The following is a 14,713-nucleotide window of genomic DNA, read 5'->3' as shown; positions in this document are numbered from 1 at the left end:
TTGTCGTTATCTGGAGGAGCGCGCGGCTGAAGCCGCACCTGCCACGCCCGCGGCCCCCGACGCGCCCGACGCGCCCGACGCCACCGCGCCGGTCGCGACGGCGCCCGACGAAGACGACGCGGCGGACGCGGGGGCCGAAGCGGCAGCGGTGGCGGAAGCCGGCGCGGGCACCACGGGAGAAACGATCTTGATCGGTTGTTCGGGTCCGTAAGTGGGTGACGCCTTCAACTGGGCGTCGGTGAAATCCATCTGCAATTGCAGCGCCTTGTTGCGTGTCACGAGCCGCAAGTCGCCCCAGTTCGCCGCGACGTGCCGCTTGTCGCCGGAGAGCGAATCGCTCAGGTCGACAACGACGGCCTGCGGCTGCGCCTGCGAGTCGATCAGCACGTCGACCACGCGGCCCATGCGGCCGCCGTTTTTCGCGAGAACCGTCGAATCGACGAGCTGCGCGAGGTTCGGCGGCACGTCCTTGACCGGCAGCGGCTTGGGCACGGCATCGGTCTTCGGTTTCGGCGTGCCCGGCGGAGGCGCGCCGAGCGTGATCGCGGCGGTTTTCGCGGCCGGGGTAAAGCGGAACGCCGTCCACGGAAACACGACCTTGCGATCGCCCACGCCGAGGAAGCCCGCGAGGTTTACCATCATCAGCTTTGGCTTCGCGGCGTTGTCGACGAAGAGGTCGATCGCCCGGCCGATCACCTTGCCGTCGGGACGCTGCACTTCGCTGTCGAGCAGGCCGTGGAGCTGGTCGTGCTGGAGGATGCGCGTCGAGATGATCTGCGGCGGAGGCGGGGGCTCCGGCTCTTCCACCGGCGGCGGAGCAGGCGGCGCCACGGGCTTCGGCTTCACGACACGGCGTTTCGGCTTTGGCGGAGGCGGCGTTTTCGCTTGCGACGCAGGCTCGGCTTCGGCGACGACCACCGCCGACGACGGCTCCTCGGCATCGGCGGCTTCGCCTTCGCTCGGCGGCGGCTGGTACGAGTGCTCGACGATCGGCACGGGCGACTGCTGCGGCAAGAGGCTGCACGCCGACAACGCACAGAGCGCGGCGAGGGCACTCAGCCGTGCGCGGCGCTGCCACGCGGCAAGGAGCGCCGCCACGGCAAGGCCAAGCGCCAGCATCGCCGGCAACGACAGATCTCGGGCTGAACCATTTCGACTTCGACGCGAGAAACCGCCAGTCATCACAAAAGCTCCATTGTCCGGGCCGCCTGCCTTGGGTCAGATCGCCCCGGACTGAGCCTGCGTGGCCGGGGCGGATTGAGAAGTGAACGCGCGCTGCGGGGCTTCAGTCGCCCGAAGGGTTTAAACGCGCTTCAGTTGCCGCGGCGAGCCGCGCGACGGAATCGGGCGCTCCCATCTTTTCAGCGGCATCGCGCGCAGAGAAGCCGTTCGCGTCGCGCGCCCCGGGGTTCGCGCCGTGCGCGATCAGATACTCCACCAGTTCGACGCGATTGAACATCGCCGCGATCATCAGCGCCGTGCGGCCATCCGGCGACGCGCCCTCGACATCCGCGCCGTGCGCGAGCAGCACTTCGATCACCGGCATGTAGCCCTTGAACGCGGCGCCCGCGATCGGCGTCTGGCCGCGATCGTTGCGCAGATCGGGATCGGCCTTGTGTTCGAGGAGCACGCGCACCGCGTCGGCGTGGCCGTGGTAGCTCGCGAGCATTACGAGCGTGTCGCCATGGTCGTTGCGCAGGTTCGGCGGGAGGCCCTTCGACAGCAGGGCGTCGAGCATCGCCGCATCGCCGCGCCGGGCGACGTCGAAGACTTCGCTCGCGAACGCGATCATGTCTTCGTCGGGGCCTTGGGGTTTTTCGTTGTCGGGTTCTTGCATGGTCTTGCTCCGTCTCGGCTGCCGGGTGAAATGCGCGGCGGGCGGGTTGCTCCCTCAAGCGTCGAACTGCGTGCAGGTCGAAAGCGCAGGTTGAAGGATACAGGTTTGCTCGCGCGGGCTGCACGTCAGCACGATTCGCGCCATGTGGGTGCTTGCGTGCTTGACTCGCGATGTCGCGCGCACTTACGCTCGGCGCAATCCATCGATTGAAGGGAGCCGCTCACATGACCGATTCCGACATCGCCGTACGCCGCAAGGCGCCCGCCGCCGAGCGCAATCGCGACGCCATCCTCTCCGTGCTCGCGCGCGTGTTGCCGAAGAGCGGCGTCGTGCTGGAGATCGCGAGCGGCACCGGCCAGCACGCCGTGCATTGCGCGCGGGCGCTGCCGGGTATCGACTGGCAGCCGAGCGATCCGGATGCTGCGTCGCGTGCGTCGATCGAGGCGTGGCGCGTTCACGAAGGGCTTGCGAACCTGAAGACGCCGCTCGCAATCGATGTGCGCGCGGCGGACTGGGACGTGAAATCGGCAGCGGCGATCGTCTGCGTGAACATGATCCACATCGCGCCGTGGGAAGCGGCCGAGGCGCTTTTCGACGGCGCCAGGCGGTTGATTGGAGCGGGTGGTGTGCTCTATCTGTATGGCCCGTACAAGCGCGACGGCGCGCACACGGCGCCGAGCAACGAAGCATTCGATGCGCAACTGCGCGCAACCGACCCGCGCTGGGGCGTGCGTGACATGGAAGCGGCGGAAGCGCTGGGACACGGCGCTGGTTTCGTGCTGGAGGAAGTCGTGCCGATGCCGGCGAACAACTTCAGTCTGGTGTTTCGGAAGGGTTCGACGGTCTGACAGCGTCCGATATTGCGCCGCGTGCAACGAGTTAGGTCATGAGCGGCAAACTGTTGATGAAATCGGACACTTGTCGCTTCACGCGCTTCGGCGCGGCGGTACTTATCGCGCTCGATGGTCAGGAAGCGTTCAGAATTGCGCCGCACGCACCGCGCCAAGTCGCGGGCGGCAAGCTGTTTGATCAAATCGAGCGTTTCGTCGCTTCACGCGCTTCGGCGCGGCGGTACTTATGGCGCTCGATGGTCAGGAAGCGTTCGGAATTGCGCCGCGCGCACCGCGCCAAGTCGCGGGCGGCAAGCTGTTTGATCAAATCGAGCGTTTCGTGGCTTCACGCGTTTCGGCGCGGCGGTACTTATCGCGCTCGATGGTCAGAAAGCATTCAGAATTGCGCCGCACGCACCGCGCTTCTTCACGGGCGGCAAGCCTTCCAAGAAGCCTCAAGTCCTCACGCCGACGCCACGTTCCGCCACCGCAACCGGCTTTTCCCACCGCACTGTCGCCATCACCGATGCCGCGACGATCATCCCGCCGCCGATCCACCCGCCGGCCGACACCGTTTCCCCCAGCCACACGCTCGCGAAGAGCGCGCCGAACGCGGGTTCGCTGCCCATCAGCAGGGAAACGCGCGTCGGGCTGCTGCGGCCGATCGCGAAGTTCTGCGCAAAGAACGCGAACAGCGTGCACGCGCAGACGAGATAGATCACCGATCCCCAGAAGAGCCCATGTCCGGCGAACGCGGGCGCGTGGCGCAACTGCCCCGGCGCGAAAACCAGCGCGACGACCACGCTCCCGATCGCGACGACACCCGCCTGTACCGCCGTGATCGACAGCGCGGGCAGGCCCGCCGCGCCGCGCATGACGCGCTTGGTCACACAGACGTTCAGCGCGCGCAGCAGGGCCGCCACGAGGATCAGCACGTCGCCGGGGTTGAAGGCGAACGCGCCGTCGCCGGCGAGAAGCCATGCGCCCGCGAGCGACACCGCGACCGCCAGCCATTCGATACGGCTCGGCGGCCGCCGCAACAACGCCCATTCGACGATCGGCGTCAGCACGACGCACAGGCTGATCAGGAACGCCGCGTTCGACGCACGCGTCTGCATCACGCCGAAGGTTTCCGCGAGAAAGATCGCAAAAAGCAGCACGCCGACGGTCAGCACGCCGCGAACGGTGGCGGCATCGGCGTGGCGAAAGTGTCGCAGACTCGGCGACAGTAAACAAAACGTGATGCCGAAGCGCAGCGCAAGGAGGGCGAGCACGGGATAGACCGCCAGCGCCTCCTTCACGACGCCGTAGCTGCTGCCCCACACGATGGCGACCCCGAGCAACATCAGGTCCGAGAGAAATTGCAGACGCTTGGTGTCGGTTGTCATGGCGCAGCCGGTAGGGAGTCGAGCCGCCATTGTCGAATGATGTATCGGCCGCGATAATCGGGAACGCGTGCACAACCTTTTTGCGTCACGCGCACAAATGAATCCATCTGAACTTTTCGCGTTGCTGCCCGATATGGCGGTGTTCGCGCGCGTCGTCGATGCCGGCAACTTCTCCGTCGCCGCGCGCCAGCTTGGCAGCACGCCATCGACGGTCAGCCGCCAGATCAAGCGTCTCGAGGACGCGCTCGCCACGCGCCTCCTCGAACGCTCGACGCGCAAGGTCCGCGTGACGGAGTCGGGCCAGCAGGTCTACCGCTATTGCCGCGACATGGCGGCGGCCGCGTCGGGAGCGGTCGACGCGGCGGGGCGCGTCGTCGGGAGACCACAGGGGCGGGTCGCGGTGAGCGCGCCGTCGGCGTATGCGAAATCGGTGATTCATCCCCTCGTGCCGGCGTTTCTCGCGGCCTATCCCGAAGTCGACATCCAGTTGCGCTTCGACGACCACGACATCGATCCGCTGGATACCGATCTCGATCTCGTGATCCGCGTGACGGAGCGTCCTCCGCAGGGGCTCGCCGCGCGGCCGCTCGGACGCGTGCGCTGGGCGCTGTGCGCATCGGGCGCGTATCTGCACGAGCGCGGCACGCCCACGCATCCGCGCGAACTCACGGCGCACGACTGCATCTGGCTCGGCGAAACCGCCGACGACAACCGCTGGCAGTTCCGCCGCGGCAGCGAGACGGCGAGCGTGGCGGTGCGCGGCCGCTATGTCGCGAATCACGCGGGCGCGCGGCTGGAGGCGGCGCAGGCGGGCCTCGGCATCGCGAGCTTGCCGGAATTCGCCGCGCTCGACGCGCTCGCGGCCGGCGCCGTCACGCGCGTGCTCGACGACTGGAGCCTCGAAGCGCGCGCGTATCAGGGACCGGTCTGGCTGCTCTATCCGCCGAACCGCTTCTTGCCGCCGAAGGTGCGCGCGCTGATCGATTTTTTGGCGGAGCGGCTGGCTTGAGCGCACCGGCCGTCGGCACGAGCGGCGCGGTCGATTACATCGCCTCGACAGAAACGAACGGACAGTAACGCGCCGAAGCAGAAGGCCGGGGAGGCCGTCGTTCACGCAATGATCATCGACTTCGAGCCGAAAACAGCGTCGCCGTGTAGACTGCGAATGCTCGTTCGACACGCCGCGCCCGAAGGCCGCGGCCCAACAGATTTCCTCATACGGAGGCATCGTTCATGCATGCAGCGTTGCCGCAGCAAACGGAGCAGAGCGCCGGTTCCAGCGACGCAGGCGCGTCGCAGACGCCGCGCGACCTGCGCCGCGTCGACATCCATCCCGATCATTGGTATCCGCTCGCGTGGTCGCGCGAGGTGAAGCGCGGCAAGACGCACGGCGTCTTTTTCGCCGGCGACCCGATCGTCCTCGTGCGCACGGACTCGGGCCGCGTCTTCGCGCTCGAAGACCGCTGCGTGCACCGGCAGGTGCCGCTGCACGCTGGCGTCGTCGATGGCGAATCGATCCGCTGCTGTTATCACGGCTGGACCTACGACTGCACCGGTCGCTGCATCGACGTCCCTTATCTCGGCCGCGAGCGGCTGCCGAACGGCGTGCGCTCGTATCCGTGCCGCGAGGAAGCGGGACTCGTCTTCGTGTTCACCGGCGATCCGCTGCTCGCCGATCAAGCCAAATTCCCCGAACTTGCCTCCGCGAGCGACAAGGCCTACAAGACGCGCCGCTTCGGCCGCGCGGTCAAGTGCCACTACTCGTTCATGCATGAAAACCTGATGGACATGAACCATCAGTTTCTGCACCGCAAGCAGATGGGGCAGATGAAGGCGCGCTCGCTCGGGCGCCGGCGCGGCGAGGACTGGGTCGAAGTCGATTACACGTTCGCGCGCGAGGAAGGCAAGCAGCCGATCGGCGAGGCGCTCGTGTTCGGGCAGAAGCGGGGCAACAACAGCACCCGTCCGGACGACGCCCACAAGGACGTCATGACGATCCGCACCGCCTATCCGTACCAGACGCTCAAGATCCACACCAAGGACGACACGATGGTGATGGATCTGTGGATCGCCTACGTGCCGCTCGATCGCGAGCAGCGCACCAATCGCACGTTCGGCCTGTTGTCGATCCGCCGCCCGAAAGTACCGCTCGTGCTCGATGCCGCGTGGCCGTTGCTCGTGTGGTTCACCGAGCGCATCTTCAAGGAGGATCGGTGGATCGTCGAGCGCGAGCAGGAAGCGCACGATCGCCAGGGCGCCGATCACAATCACGAGGTGTTTCCGGTCATCAACGAATTGCGCGCGCTTTTGACGGAACGCGGGGCGCCGGAGCGCGATGCGACCACGCATGGCTTCGACGGCCGACGCGTGCATCTGATCCAGCCGGTGACGGACTTGCCGCCGGCGTCATAAGGCGTGCACGTCGCCGCGCATCGGGCATGGCCCACTGGCGCGAAACGCGCGGCGGCGCTATACAGAAGGGATGCTCCACACGAAGGAGGTGCGACCATGACACGCGACTCGACTGACCCATCCGCCGACGACACCACGACGCCCGAAGCGTCGCAGCCCGAGCTCGAACATTTCGATGCGGCGCTCGCGCACGTCGACGATTCGGTCGCGGCGGGCCGGATGGCCGCGGGCGCGGCGAAGGGCATTTTGTATAGCATCATCGAGACGCTCGGTACGCTCGTTGGTGATCCGGATTTGCCGGCCCATGCGCGGTCCGGGTATGAGGGATTGCTCGAGACGGCGCGCGAGTTGCGCGCGAAGATCGATTAGTACGAGAGGCGCTGATGCCTGGGGTTGAGGAGGAGGCGGTGCCTATAGCCTCGCCAATTCGCGCGGCGTCGGGCACTATAAGAGCTCTATCGTAAGAGGAGGCCATCATGAGTAAAGCCCAGGACGCCAAGAAGGCGCAAAAGAAAGTCGCGACCAAGACGCCCAAGGAAAAGAAGGAAGCGAAGAAAGTGAAGAAGGAGGCGTCGAAGCGTCAGTGATGTCTGCAGGAATGGTTTAAAGAAGGTCCGGGCGCCGCTGGATGTCGGGTTCATCCAGCGGCGCCTGATCGATTGAGAAGTCGAACATTTCGACATTCCGGCAGCCACCCCCGGCGCGCGATTTCCAACCCTTCTGCTTACACGATGTAAGGCGGCGCAATGCCGCCTTTGAGCATGCTCCGTAAGCCTCCCAGCCTGTGCCAGCACACCACCCGCCCCATCCAAACGGCGGCGGAAATACTCGTTAACCAGACAGTGAAAAAAAACGACACTCGCATTTCGTGATGCTTCCGCATTCCGTCTGTAAGCCCTTAAACTTGCGAGCAACAAAATGTAACGAAGTGGACCAAAACTGCACGGACGTACACAGTGCCGCTTTCAGCTCCGCCCAAGAATCCGCCAAAACCGTTCAGAGGAGAAAAGAATGAAGCGTTATCAGAAAACCAAGGCCGCGATGATCGCCGGCGCCGCATTGACGGCAGCGCCGGCCTTCGCGCAAAGCAGCGTGACGCTGTACGGTATCGTCGATGATTCGATCGTCTACCAAAGCAGCTCGACGAACCTTGCCAAAACCAATCCGGGCCGCTCGAACGTCAAGATGGCGTCGGGCATCTGGGCGGGCAGCCGTTTCGGTTTGAAGGGCGCTGAAGACCTCGGCGGCGGTTACAAGGCGATCTTCCAGTTGGAATCGGGCTTCGACATCAACAGCGGCAGCCAGCAGTTCACGAATGCGATGTTCGGCCGCCAGGCCTGGGTCGGCTTGACGAACCCCGCCTACGGTACGTTCACCGCCGGCCGTCAGTACACGTCGTACTACACGCTGCTCTCGCCGTATAGCCCGACGAACTGGCTCACCGGCTACTTCGGCGCGCACCCGGGCGACCTGGACGGCCTCGACACGATCTACCGCGCAAACAACTCGGTCGTCTATACGTCGCCGAAGCTTTACGGCGTCACGGTCAGCGGCTCGTATTCGTTCGCCGGCGTGCCGGGCAGCGTCTACCAAGGCTCGACGTGGTCGGCTGGCGCGCAGTACGCGCAAGGCCCGGTCGGCCTCGCTGTGGCGTTCTCGCGCATCAACAACGCGGCGAACGGCGGCGGCATCTACAGCGGCAGCTCGACGACCATCAACGACACGACGAGCACCACGGGCGCAGGCCAGCCGGGCGTGTCGGCGGTGACGGCCGGGTATCAGCGTGCGCAGGCGCAGCAGCGCTTCGCGGTCGCGGGCGGCTACACGTTCAGCAGCGCGTGGGACGTCTCCTTCACGTACACGAACGTTCAGTACATCCCGGGCCTCAACTCGCTCTTCACCAGCGAAGCGGTCTTCAACACGGCTGGCACCGTGCTGCACTGGAAGGCATCGCCGACGTGGGACTTCGGCGCAGGCTACAGCTACACGTGGGCGAGCAAGGCGAACGGCATCAACGACGCCGCGTCGTACCACCAGTTCAACCTGTCCCAGTACTACTCGCTGTCCAAGCGCACGGGCCTGTACGCACTCGAAGCGTTCCAGCGCGCGAACGGCAACACGCTCGCCGTGCCGTCGGGTACTGGCGTGAATCGTCAGACGTCGGCCAACGCGACAATCGGCGACGGCTTCCAGAGCGCACCGTCGGCCTCGCGCAGCATGTTCGCAGCAGGCGTGGGTATCATCCACCGCTTCTGATCGACGATCGACGCCGCGCCTTCTTCTGGCGCTGCAAGAAAAAACCGGACGCCTCGGCGCCCGGTTTTTTTTCGCCTGCGTCGCGGAATCAAAAATCCGACGTCACCGAGAGCAGCAGCGTGCGCGGCGTGCCTTGGGCGAGATAACCTCCCATCGTCGAGGCCCAGTACGCCTTGTTCGTTACGTTCAGCACGCTGGCGCGCAGCGTCGTGTCGTGGCCGGCGACGCTGGTTGCATAGCGCGCGCCCAGGTCGAAACGATTCCACGATGAAATCGACAGCGTGTTCGCCGCGTCCAAATACTGCTTGCCCGTGTGGACGTAGCGCGCGGTGAGCGTGAGGCCCGTCAGCATCGGCACGTCGTATTCGGCGCCCAGGTTGAAGAGGAACGCCGGGACGCCGACCGGGCGGTTGCCGTCGGTCGCGCCGCCGTTGTTGGTGTCGAGTTGCTCGGCCTTGATGAGCGACGCGCCCGCGATCAGCCGCACGCCGCGATACGGCTCGCCGTAAACCGACGCCTCCAGCCCGCGATGCCGCTGATTGCCGTTCGTGCTGAAGATGCGGGTGTCGGCGTCGGTATAGGCGGTCGGCTTCTCGATCTGGTACGCCGCGAACGATGCGCCCATGCGTGTCGTGTCGTACTTCACGCCGAATTCGACCTGTTTCGTGCGATACGGCGCGAGCGTCTGGCCGACATTGACCGCATCGGCCGGGGCGGTCTCGCCCTTTGCGAGCGCTTCCGAGCGGTTCGCGTAGAAGGCGACGTTCTGCCACGGCTTCACGACGAGCCCGAAGATCGGCGTGGTGACGGAGTCGTCGTAGGAATCGGTGAGGGCGCTGGTCGCGCTCGAGTAGCCGTTCTGGTGAATCTGCTGATGCCGCGCGCCGATCGTGAAGAGCACGCGGTCGTTCAGAAACCCCAGCGTGTCCGATACCGCGACGCTCTTCATCATCGTGCGCGCCGTGACGGGCGGGTCCGCGAAGTCCCCGGCGGTGATGACGGCGGCGGGGCGCGGGACCTGGGCCGTGTCGTAGAGGCTCGTCGGGTAGGTGCCGGAGAAGTCGTAGGCCGAGCGGTCCTCGATATGCGTGTACGCCGCGCCCGCCGCAATCTGATGCGTCACCGGGCCCGTCGCGAAATGGCCGCGCACGCCGGCCTCGGCCGCGAGCGCGTCGGATTTGCGCGGCACGCCCAGGCGATAGGCCGTGGTGCCCATGTCGGCGTTGTAGTTCGGCGACGAATAATCGCCGTGCTCGTTGCTGTGATGCGCGCCGCCCGACACATACGCCGTCCACGCGGGCAGGAAGTCGTACTCCGCGCGCACCATGCCGACCGTGTCCTCCAGATTGCTGTAGGTCCACGATTGCGCGTAGTTGTGCGTCGCCGGGGGGACCGTCGGCACGCCCGGCCCGGTCACGTAGACGACCGAGCGGCCTTCGTCGATTTTTCGCGCTGGTACAGAAAATCGCCGTAGAGGCGCAGCTTGTCGCCGCGCCAGTCGAGCGAGACGGCAGTCACGCCGCTCTGGCGGTGTTCGTCGTCGATGCTCGTCTCGCCGCCGCGAAGCGCCGTGTTCACGCGGATCCCGAACTGGCCGTCGCTGCCGAAGCGCCGGCCGGCGTCGAGATGCGCGCCCACTTCGCCCGAGCCGCTCGTTTCGGCGGTGATGCGGGTGCGCGGCTTGTCGTCGGCGCGCTTCAGTTCGAGATTGATGCCGCCGCCGACCGCCGAGCCCGTCGGCGACGCGCCGCTGAGAAACGCGTTCGCGCCCTTGAAGACGTCGACGCGCTCAATTGCCTCGGTCGCGACGAGCTGGCGCGGCGTTACGCCGTAGAGGCCGTTGAGCGAGATGTCGTCGCCGGTGAGCGCGAAGCCGCGGATCACGAAGACCTGCGCAAAATTCCCGAAGCCGAAGGCGGTGCGCACGGCCGGGTCGTTCTCGACGACGTCGGCGATCGTGCGCGCCTGCTGGTCTTCGATCAGCTTCGACGTGTAGCTCGACATGCTGAACGGCACGTCGATCGACTTCTGGGTGCCGAGGATGCCGAACTGTCCGCCGCGCGCGACCTGGCCGCCCGCGTAGGTGGGCGCGAAGTCGCCGGGAAGCAGGGCGTCGGCGCTCGCGGTGACCTCGACGGCGGGGAGGGTGTTTTCCGGCTCGGCTTGCGCGGCCGCGATCGTTGGCAGGCTGGCCGCCGCGAGCAGGAAGGAGAAGCGCGCGGCGGCGCTGATCGGTGAAACGCGCGAAATGGAGAAAGCGTGCATGTCTGGATTCGAAGCGGAGTGGTAGTCGTTCGTTGCGACGGTCGCGCCGTTGCTGCGTGGTAAGCCGGCTCTTGGAAGAGCGCCGGATTATATGGGCAGATGCGAATCGTTTTCATTTAAATGAAACGTTCGTGCGGTTTATGTTGCGTCGACGCGACCGAAACCCGAATTGGCGTCACTCAGCGAGTTCCTAACAATTGTTGACATTAATGCTTCGCTTCTTCCGCTATGTTCCGAAGCTGGTCAATCAGTGATGCCAACGAAAATGAACTTCCGCCATCGCCTCGCGTTTCGTCCTCTCCAGGTCATGTTCGCTGCGGGCGCAGCCACTTCCGAGCAAGCCGCTCGGGCCCCCTCGCTGCGGCAGGCGGCGCTGATCTTCGCAGGCGTCGCGCCGATGCTTGCCTCCGCCGCAACGGGCACTGTCAAGCATGCGTCGACGCAAGCCGACGAGCCGTATCAAACGGAGATGATGGATTCCGTGCTGATCGAAGAGCCGTACCAGGCGCCGCGCGTCAAGCGGCCGGCGCGTCCTCAAGCGAAGGCGAGCGTGCAACGTACGTCGGTTGCGCGTCGCCGGACGGCGCCGCGCAGCGGGTTCAACGTGACCTCAGCGAAGATTCGTGGGGCGTCCGAGCCGCGAGTCGCGGTGACCGATGTCGCGAGCCGCATCGTGCGCGAACAGGAAACTGTTGCGATGCCTATTGCGGCGATGTCCGCAATCGCGAAGCCGGTGAATGCCGAGCCGCGCCCGCAGCCGATCTTCGACGACTGGACATCGGCGGCGGCGATCGCCGAGTCGGCATATCCAGCGTATGACGGATGGTCGCGCAGCGCGGCTTCGTCGAGCGATTCGGGCGCGCCGGCGGGTGAAATGGCGGCGTCGGCGAGCTTCGGCCTCGCGCCTGTGCCGGACCGGGCGGCGGCAGCGGGCGTCACGGGTGCGCGGCTGACCGAACGCGTCGCGGCGCCGGCCCAGCTTCATAGCACGGTAGCTGGCGTGGCGATAGTGACGGCGTCGGAAACGGCGGCGGGCGCCACTTTGGGCCGCAGCCAGCCGATCCTTCCCGTAGCGCGGGTAGTGCCGTCCGGCAGCGATCCCGTCGCCGATCCGTGGGGCAGCGCATGGTTCAGCCGTAGCGGCTCGATGCAGGGCGGTGCCGCGAAAGCGTTCGACGCCACGCTCGTCGCGGCACCGCGCGAGGATTCCAGCACCGACTGGACGCGCGTCAGCGAAGTCCGGCCGGATTCGGCGTCAACGAGTTCGCGCGAGGTCTGGTAAGGAGCTGGCGCGGGCGCGCGATGTGCTACGAACGATTTGCCAGCAATCCACATCGAAAGGACATATCGACATGACCGACCCAAAAGACGACACTCAAACCGACCGCCCGACGCCGCCCCAGCAGACGACGAGCGACCCGAACGTCGCCGATCGCCGCCTGAGCGAAGAGCAGAAGCAGTCATCGACGGGCGAGCCGGACCCGCCCGAGCCCACGCGCGGCAAGCCGGAACTGCCCGACCCGGCGGGCGTGGGCGAGGCGGGTTGAGCCAGGAGAGTGACGATGGCCACGAGTGAAAAGGAAGATGCCGCCCCGCGCCTCGAACGTCCGTTCCGGCTGTTCGCCGTGGAGCAGCGCGTGCTGGCGCAGAACGTCGACGGGAAGGTGATCGACATCGGCGCGATGGAAGCGAAGGCGGGCGAATTCTGCGTGCGGCTGGACGTGGACGATATCGTCGTCGAGCCGAAGCGGAGCGCGGAGCTCGCGCTGAAAGCGCTCGTGCCGAAGCTGTCGTTCGATTATCTCGACGGGTTGTTTACGAGTGAGGGCGAAGCGGAGGTGGCTGGGCGATTGCAGGACTTTCCGAACGTCGAGTTCTCGCTGGACGAAGCGTAGCGGTCGCATGCCATATAGCCACGGCGCCGGTTGCGCAGCGCCGCGTCGCCCACAAGCTACGGCAAGCTCGTTACGGGCGAGGGCGAAGCATGGTGGCCTGGCACCTGCAGGACTTTCCGAACACCGAGTTTCGCCACGCGAAGCATCGGCCCGGCAGCACCAGGTATCAGTCGCGTGCCACCGCTTTGGCTACAGGCCGCATCAACTCACGGCGTCTGTCGCGACGCCGCCGCGCCATCATCCCCGCCCGTCGTCTTCGATGCCGCTCCATGCGACGTTCGGCCGGCGCCACCGCTGCCATGACCCGCGCCGGGCTTCTCCGGCTTGTCCGGCGCACGCACCGGAAACACCGCGCTGACCAGCCGGTCGACGAAAAGGAAGAACTTGTCGGACGCGTAGCCCGCGATAAACGCGATCGCGAGCGGCGACACTTCCTTGCCGCCCTGCAGCAGTTCGCTGAAGAGCCCGATCGAAATTCCGACGATCACCGCGCTCGTCACATGCGCCCGGTTCGCCACTTTCGAGTGCTCGGGATGGAACGTGTTGGCGGCGGAATCGGCGCTCAATTGCCGCAAGATCGCCGCGCACGCACCGAGCCACGCGTAAAGCACCGGCAGCAAAAACCCTGTCACCGCCCCGACAATCGACAGAATGATGTCGTTCACGTAAAGCGCCATCGCGCGGATGTCCTGGTACACCGCGATCTTCTGAAACCCTTGCGCGACGGCGTCCTCTGGCGGGGGCGGGTTCTTGTCGCCGGCTTGGGCTCGTGGGCTCGCGAGCAGCGGCAGCGTGATTTCCAGCACCTCGCGCGCGATCGCCAGATTGCATTGCCAGTCGTCCTTTTCCTCGCGGACGATGTAGCCGGTCGAGTGGGACGTCGCGTACGCGCTCGGGAAATTGAGCACCGTCTCTTCGCCGGGACACGGCGGCTTGTAGGGGCTGCGCACGACGCCCAGCCCCATGCTTGTCGTGAGTGAGCTGATCCGGCTCACGTCGGCGAAAAGCTGGCGGTTGTTGGTCGCGAATTGCTGCAATTCCTGCTTGATCTGCAGCGCAGGTTGCGAATTCTGCAACGCGATCACCGCGTCGACTCCTTTTACCTTCGCCTCGGTGATCGCGACCGCGTGCGACTGCAACTGGTTGTGCAGCGAGAGCGCGGCGGCATCGTTGTCCTTCACGACGATCGCGATATCGGTGGAAATCTGGTTCACCACGAAGAGCACGCAAGACAGCAGCACGACGAGCACCGTCAACGCGATCGCCGAGCGCGTGTAGATGCGGATCGCGCGGCGCGCACCGTGACGCGCATCGTCGCCGGCGGTTTCCGCGACGACCGGCGTCACCGCGTGCGCGATGCGGCTCATCGCCGCGTAAAACGCGCCTTCGATAGCCGGATTCCACGAGTGGCTCAACTGCGCATCGCGCGCCCTGGACATCGAGCCGACGTCGTTTTCGTCGAGCACTTTGCCGTTCTGCGCCGCGTAGGAAACCATGTCGCGGCAGTGATCCAGGTCCTCGGCGAGCTTCTTGCCGGGATACTGCACCGCCGCCGCGATGCGGCTCATCGCGGAGTAGAAGCTGCCGTCGACGGCGTTGTTCCACTTGTTCAGATCGAGCGCGTGGCGGGCGTCGCGCACGGCGTCGACGTCGGCCTTGTCGAGCGTCGTGCCGGTTTCCGCCGCGTGCGACACGAGCCCTTCGCATTTCGCGACGTCTTTCGCGACGCGCGGGCCGGGGTAGCCGTCGGCGTCGCCGGAGTCCGCTTCGGCGGCGAGGCCCTGCGACGAAGGAACACTCATGCCAGTCACCCCCGCTGTCGATTCAGGC

General features: G+C 66.0%; 13 protein-coding genes and 1 pseudogene. 8 read left to right on the top strand and 6 right to left on the bottom strand.

Translation table 11 applies throughout. The features are described from left to right. Positions 1–6: 6 nt before the first annotated feature. Together AWB67_RS09505 and AWB67_RS09500 are read right to left on the bottom strand one after the other, a co-directional pair. Positions 7–1,119 (bottom strand): hypothetical protein, encoded by a 1,113-nt coding sequence (locus AWB67_RS09505; protein ID WP_087655988.1) that lies wholly within the window; start codon positions 1,117–1,119, stop codon positions 7–9. 166 nt (positions 1,120–1,285) lie between these two features. Then, positions 1,286–1,837, bottom strand: coding sequence for an ankyrin repeat domain-containing protein (locus AWB67_RS09500; RefSeq protein ID WP_087655987.1), 552 nt, complete (start codon positions 1,835–1,837; stop codon positions 1,286–1,288). A 224-nt stretch (positions 1,838–2,061) separates the two neighbouring features. On the opposite strand from AWB67_RS09500, the gene AWB67_RS09495 reads away from it, so the two are divergent. Further along, positions 2,062–2,685 carry a DUF938 domain-containing protein gene (locus AWB67_RS09495; protein ID WP_087655986.1) on the top strand — a complete coding sequence of 208 codons (624 nt, stop codon included), beginning with the start codon at positions 2,062–2,064 and terminating at the stop codon, positions 2,683–2,685. A 181-nt stretch (positions 2,686–2,866) separates the two neighbouring features. Here AWB67_RS09495 and AWB67_RS42990 read toward each other — a convergent pair whose 3' ends face one another. Both AWB67_RS42990 and AWB67_RS09490 read right to left on the bottom strand, forming a co-directional pair. Then, complete coding sequence (locus AWB67_RS42990; protein ID WP_268807990.1) at positions 2,867–2,995, bottom strand: hypothetical protein; 129 nt, start codon at positions 2,993–2,995, stop codon at positions 2,867–2,869. A gap of 127 nt (positions 2,996–3,122) precedes the next feature. After that, positions 3,123–4,055 carry a DMT family transporter gene (locus AWB67_RS09490; RefSeq protein WP_087655985.1) on the bottom strand — a complete coding sequence of 311 codons (933 nt, stop codon included), beginning with the start codon at positions 4,053–4,055 and terminating at the stop codon, positions 3,123–3,125. 97 nt (positions 4,056–4,152) lie between these two features. Here AWB67_RS09490 and AWB67_RS09485 point away from each other — a divergent pair, with 97 nt between their 5' ends. The 4 genes from AWB67_RS09485 (at position 4,153) to AWB67_RS09470 (ending at position 8,723) form a co-directional block, all read left to right on the top strand. Beyond that, positions 4,153–5,064, top strand: coding sequence for a LysR family transcriptional regulator (locus AWB67_RS09485; protein WP_087655984.1), 912 nt, complete (start codon positions 4,153–4,155; stop codon positions 5,062–5,064). A 224-nt stretch (positions 5,065–5,288) separates the two neighbouring features. Further along, positions 5,289–6,467 carry a Rieske 2Fe-2S domain-containing protein gene (locus AWB67_RS09480; RefSeq protein ID WP_087655983.1) on the top strand — a complete coding sequence of 393 codons (1,179 nt, stop codon included), beginning with the start codon at positions 5,289–5,291 and terminating at the stop codon, positions 6,465–6,467. A gap of 96 nt (positions 6,468–6,563) precedes the next feature. After that, on the top strand, positions 6,564–6,836 hold the full coding sequence (locus AWB67_RS09475) for a hypothetical protein (RefSeq protein WP_087655982.1): 273 nt from the start codon (positions 6,564–6,566) through the stop codon (positions 6,834–6,836). Positions 6,837–7,478: 642 nt separating this feature from the next. After that, positions 7,479–8,723, top strand: a complete 1,245-nt coding sequence (locus AWB67_RS09470) for a porin (protein ID WP_087655981.1) — start codon at positions 7,479–7,481, stop codon at positions 8,721–8,723. An 88-nt stretch (positions 8,724–8,811) separates the two neighbouring features. On the opposite strand, the pseudogene AWB67_RS09465 reads toward AWB67_RS09470, so the two are convergent. Beyond that, positions 8,812–10,988 (bottom strand): annotated as a pseudogene (locus tag AWB67_RS09465) (TonB-dependent receptor). Positions 10,989–11,241: 253 nt separating this feature from the next. On the opposite strand from AWB67_RS09465, the gene AWB67_RS09460 reads away from it, so the two are divergent. The 3 genes from AWB67_RS09460 to AWB67_RS09450 all read left to right on the top strand — a co-directional run bounded on the left by AWB67_RS09460 (position 11,242) and on the right by AWB67_RS09450 (position 12,883). Next, complete coding sequence (locus AWB67_RS09460; protein ID WP_143328402.1) at positions 11,242–12,270, top strand: hypothetical protein; 1,029 nt, start codon at positions 11,242–11,244, stop codon at positions 12,268–12,270. A 70-nt stretch (positions 12,271–12,340) separates the two neighbouring features. After that, positions 12,341–12,535 carry a hypothetical protein gene (locus AWB67_RS09455; RefSeq protein ID WP_087655979.1) on the top strand — a complete coding sequence of 65 codons (195 nt, stop codon included), beginning with the start codon at positions 12,341–12,343 and terminating at the stop codon, positions 12,533–12,535. Between the two features lie 15 nt (positions 12,536–12,550). Continuing rightward, the gene (locus AWB67_RS09450) at positions 12,551–12,883 is read left to right on the top strand and encodes a hypothetical protein (protein ID WP_087655978.1); all 333 of its coding nucleotides are present in this window, start codon (positions 12,551–12,553) and stop codon (positions 12,881–12,883) included. Between the two features lie 206 nt (positions 12,884–13,089). Here the strand turns inward: AWB67_RS09450 and AWB67_RS09445 are convergent, their stop codons facing one another. Then, positions 13,090–14,685 carry a hypothetical protein gene (locus AWB67_RS09445; protein WP_235025090.1) on the bottom strand — a complete coding sequence of 532 codons (1,596 nt, stop codon included), beginning with the start codon at positions 14,683–14,685 and terminating at the stop codon, positions 13,090–13,092. Between the last annotated feature and the right edge of the window lie 28 nt (positions 14,686–14,713).

Source organism: Caballeronia terrestris (genome assembly GCF_001544515.1).
Classification (GTDB): domain Bacteria; phylum Pseudomonadota; class Gammaproteobacteria; order Burkholderiales; family Burkholderiaceae; genus Caballeronia; species Caballeronia terrestris.
The sequence above is the reverse complement of the archived record's forward strand: the minus strand, read 5'-3'. Positions and strand labels throughout refer to the sequence as shown.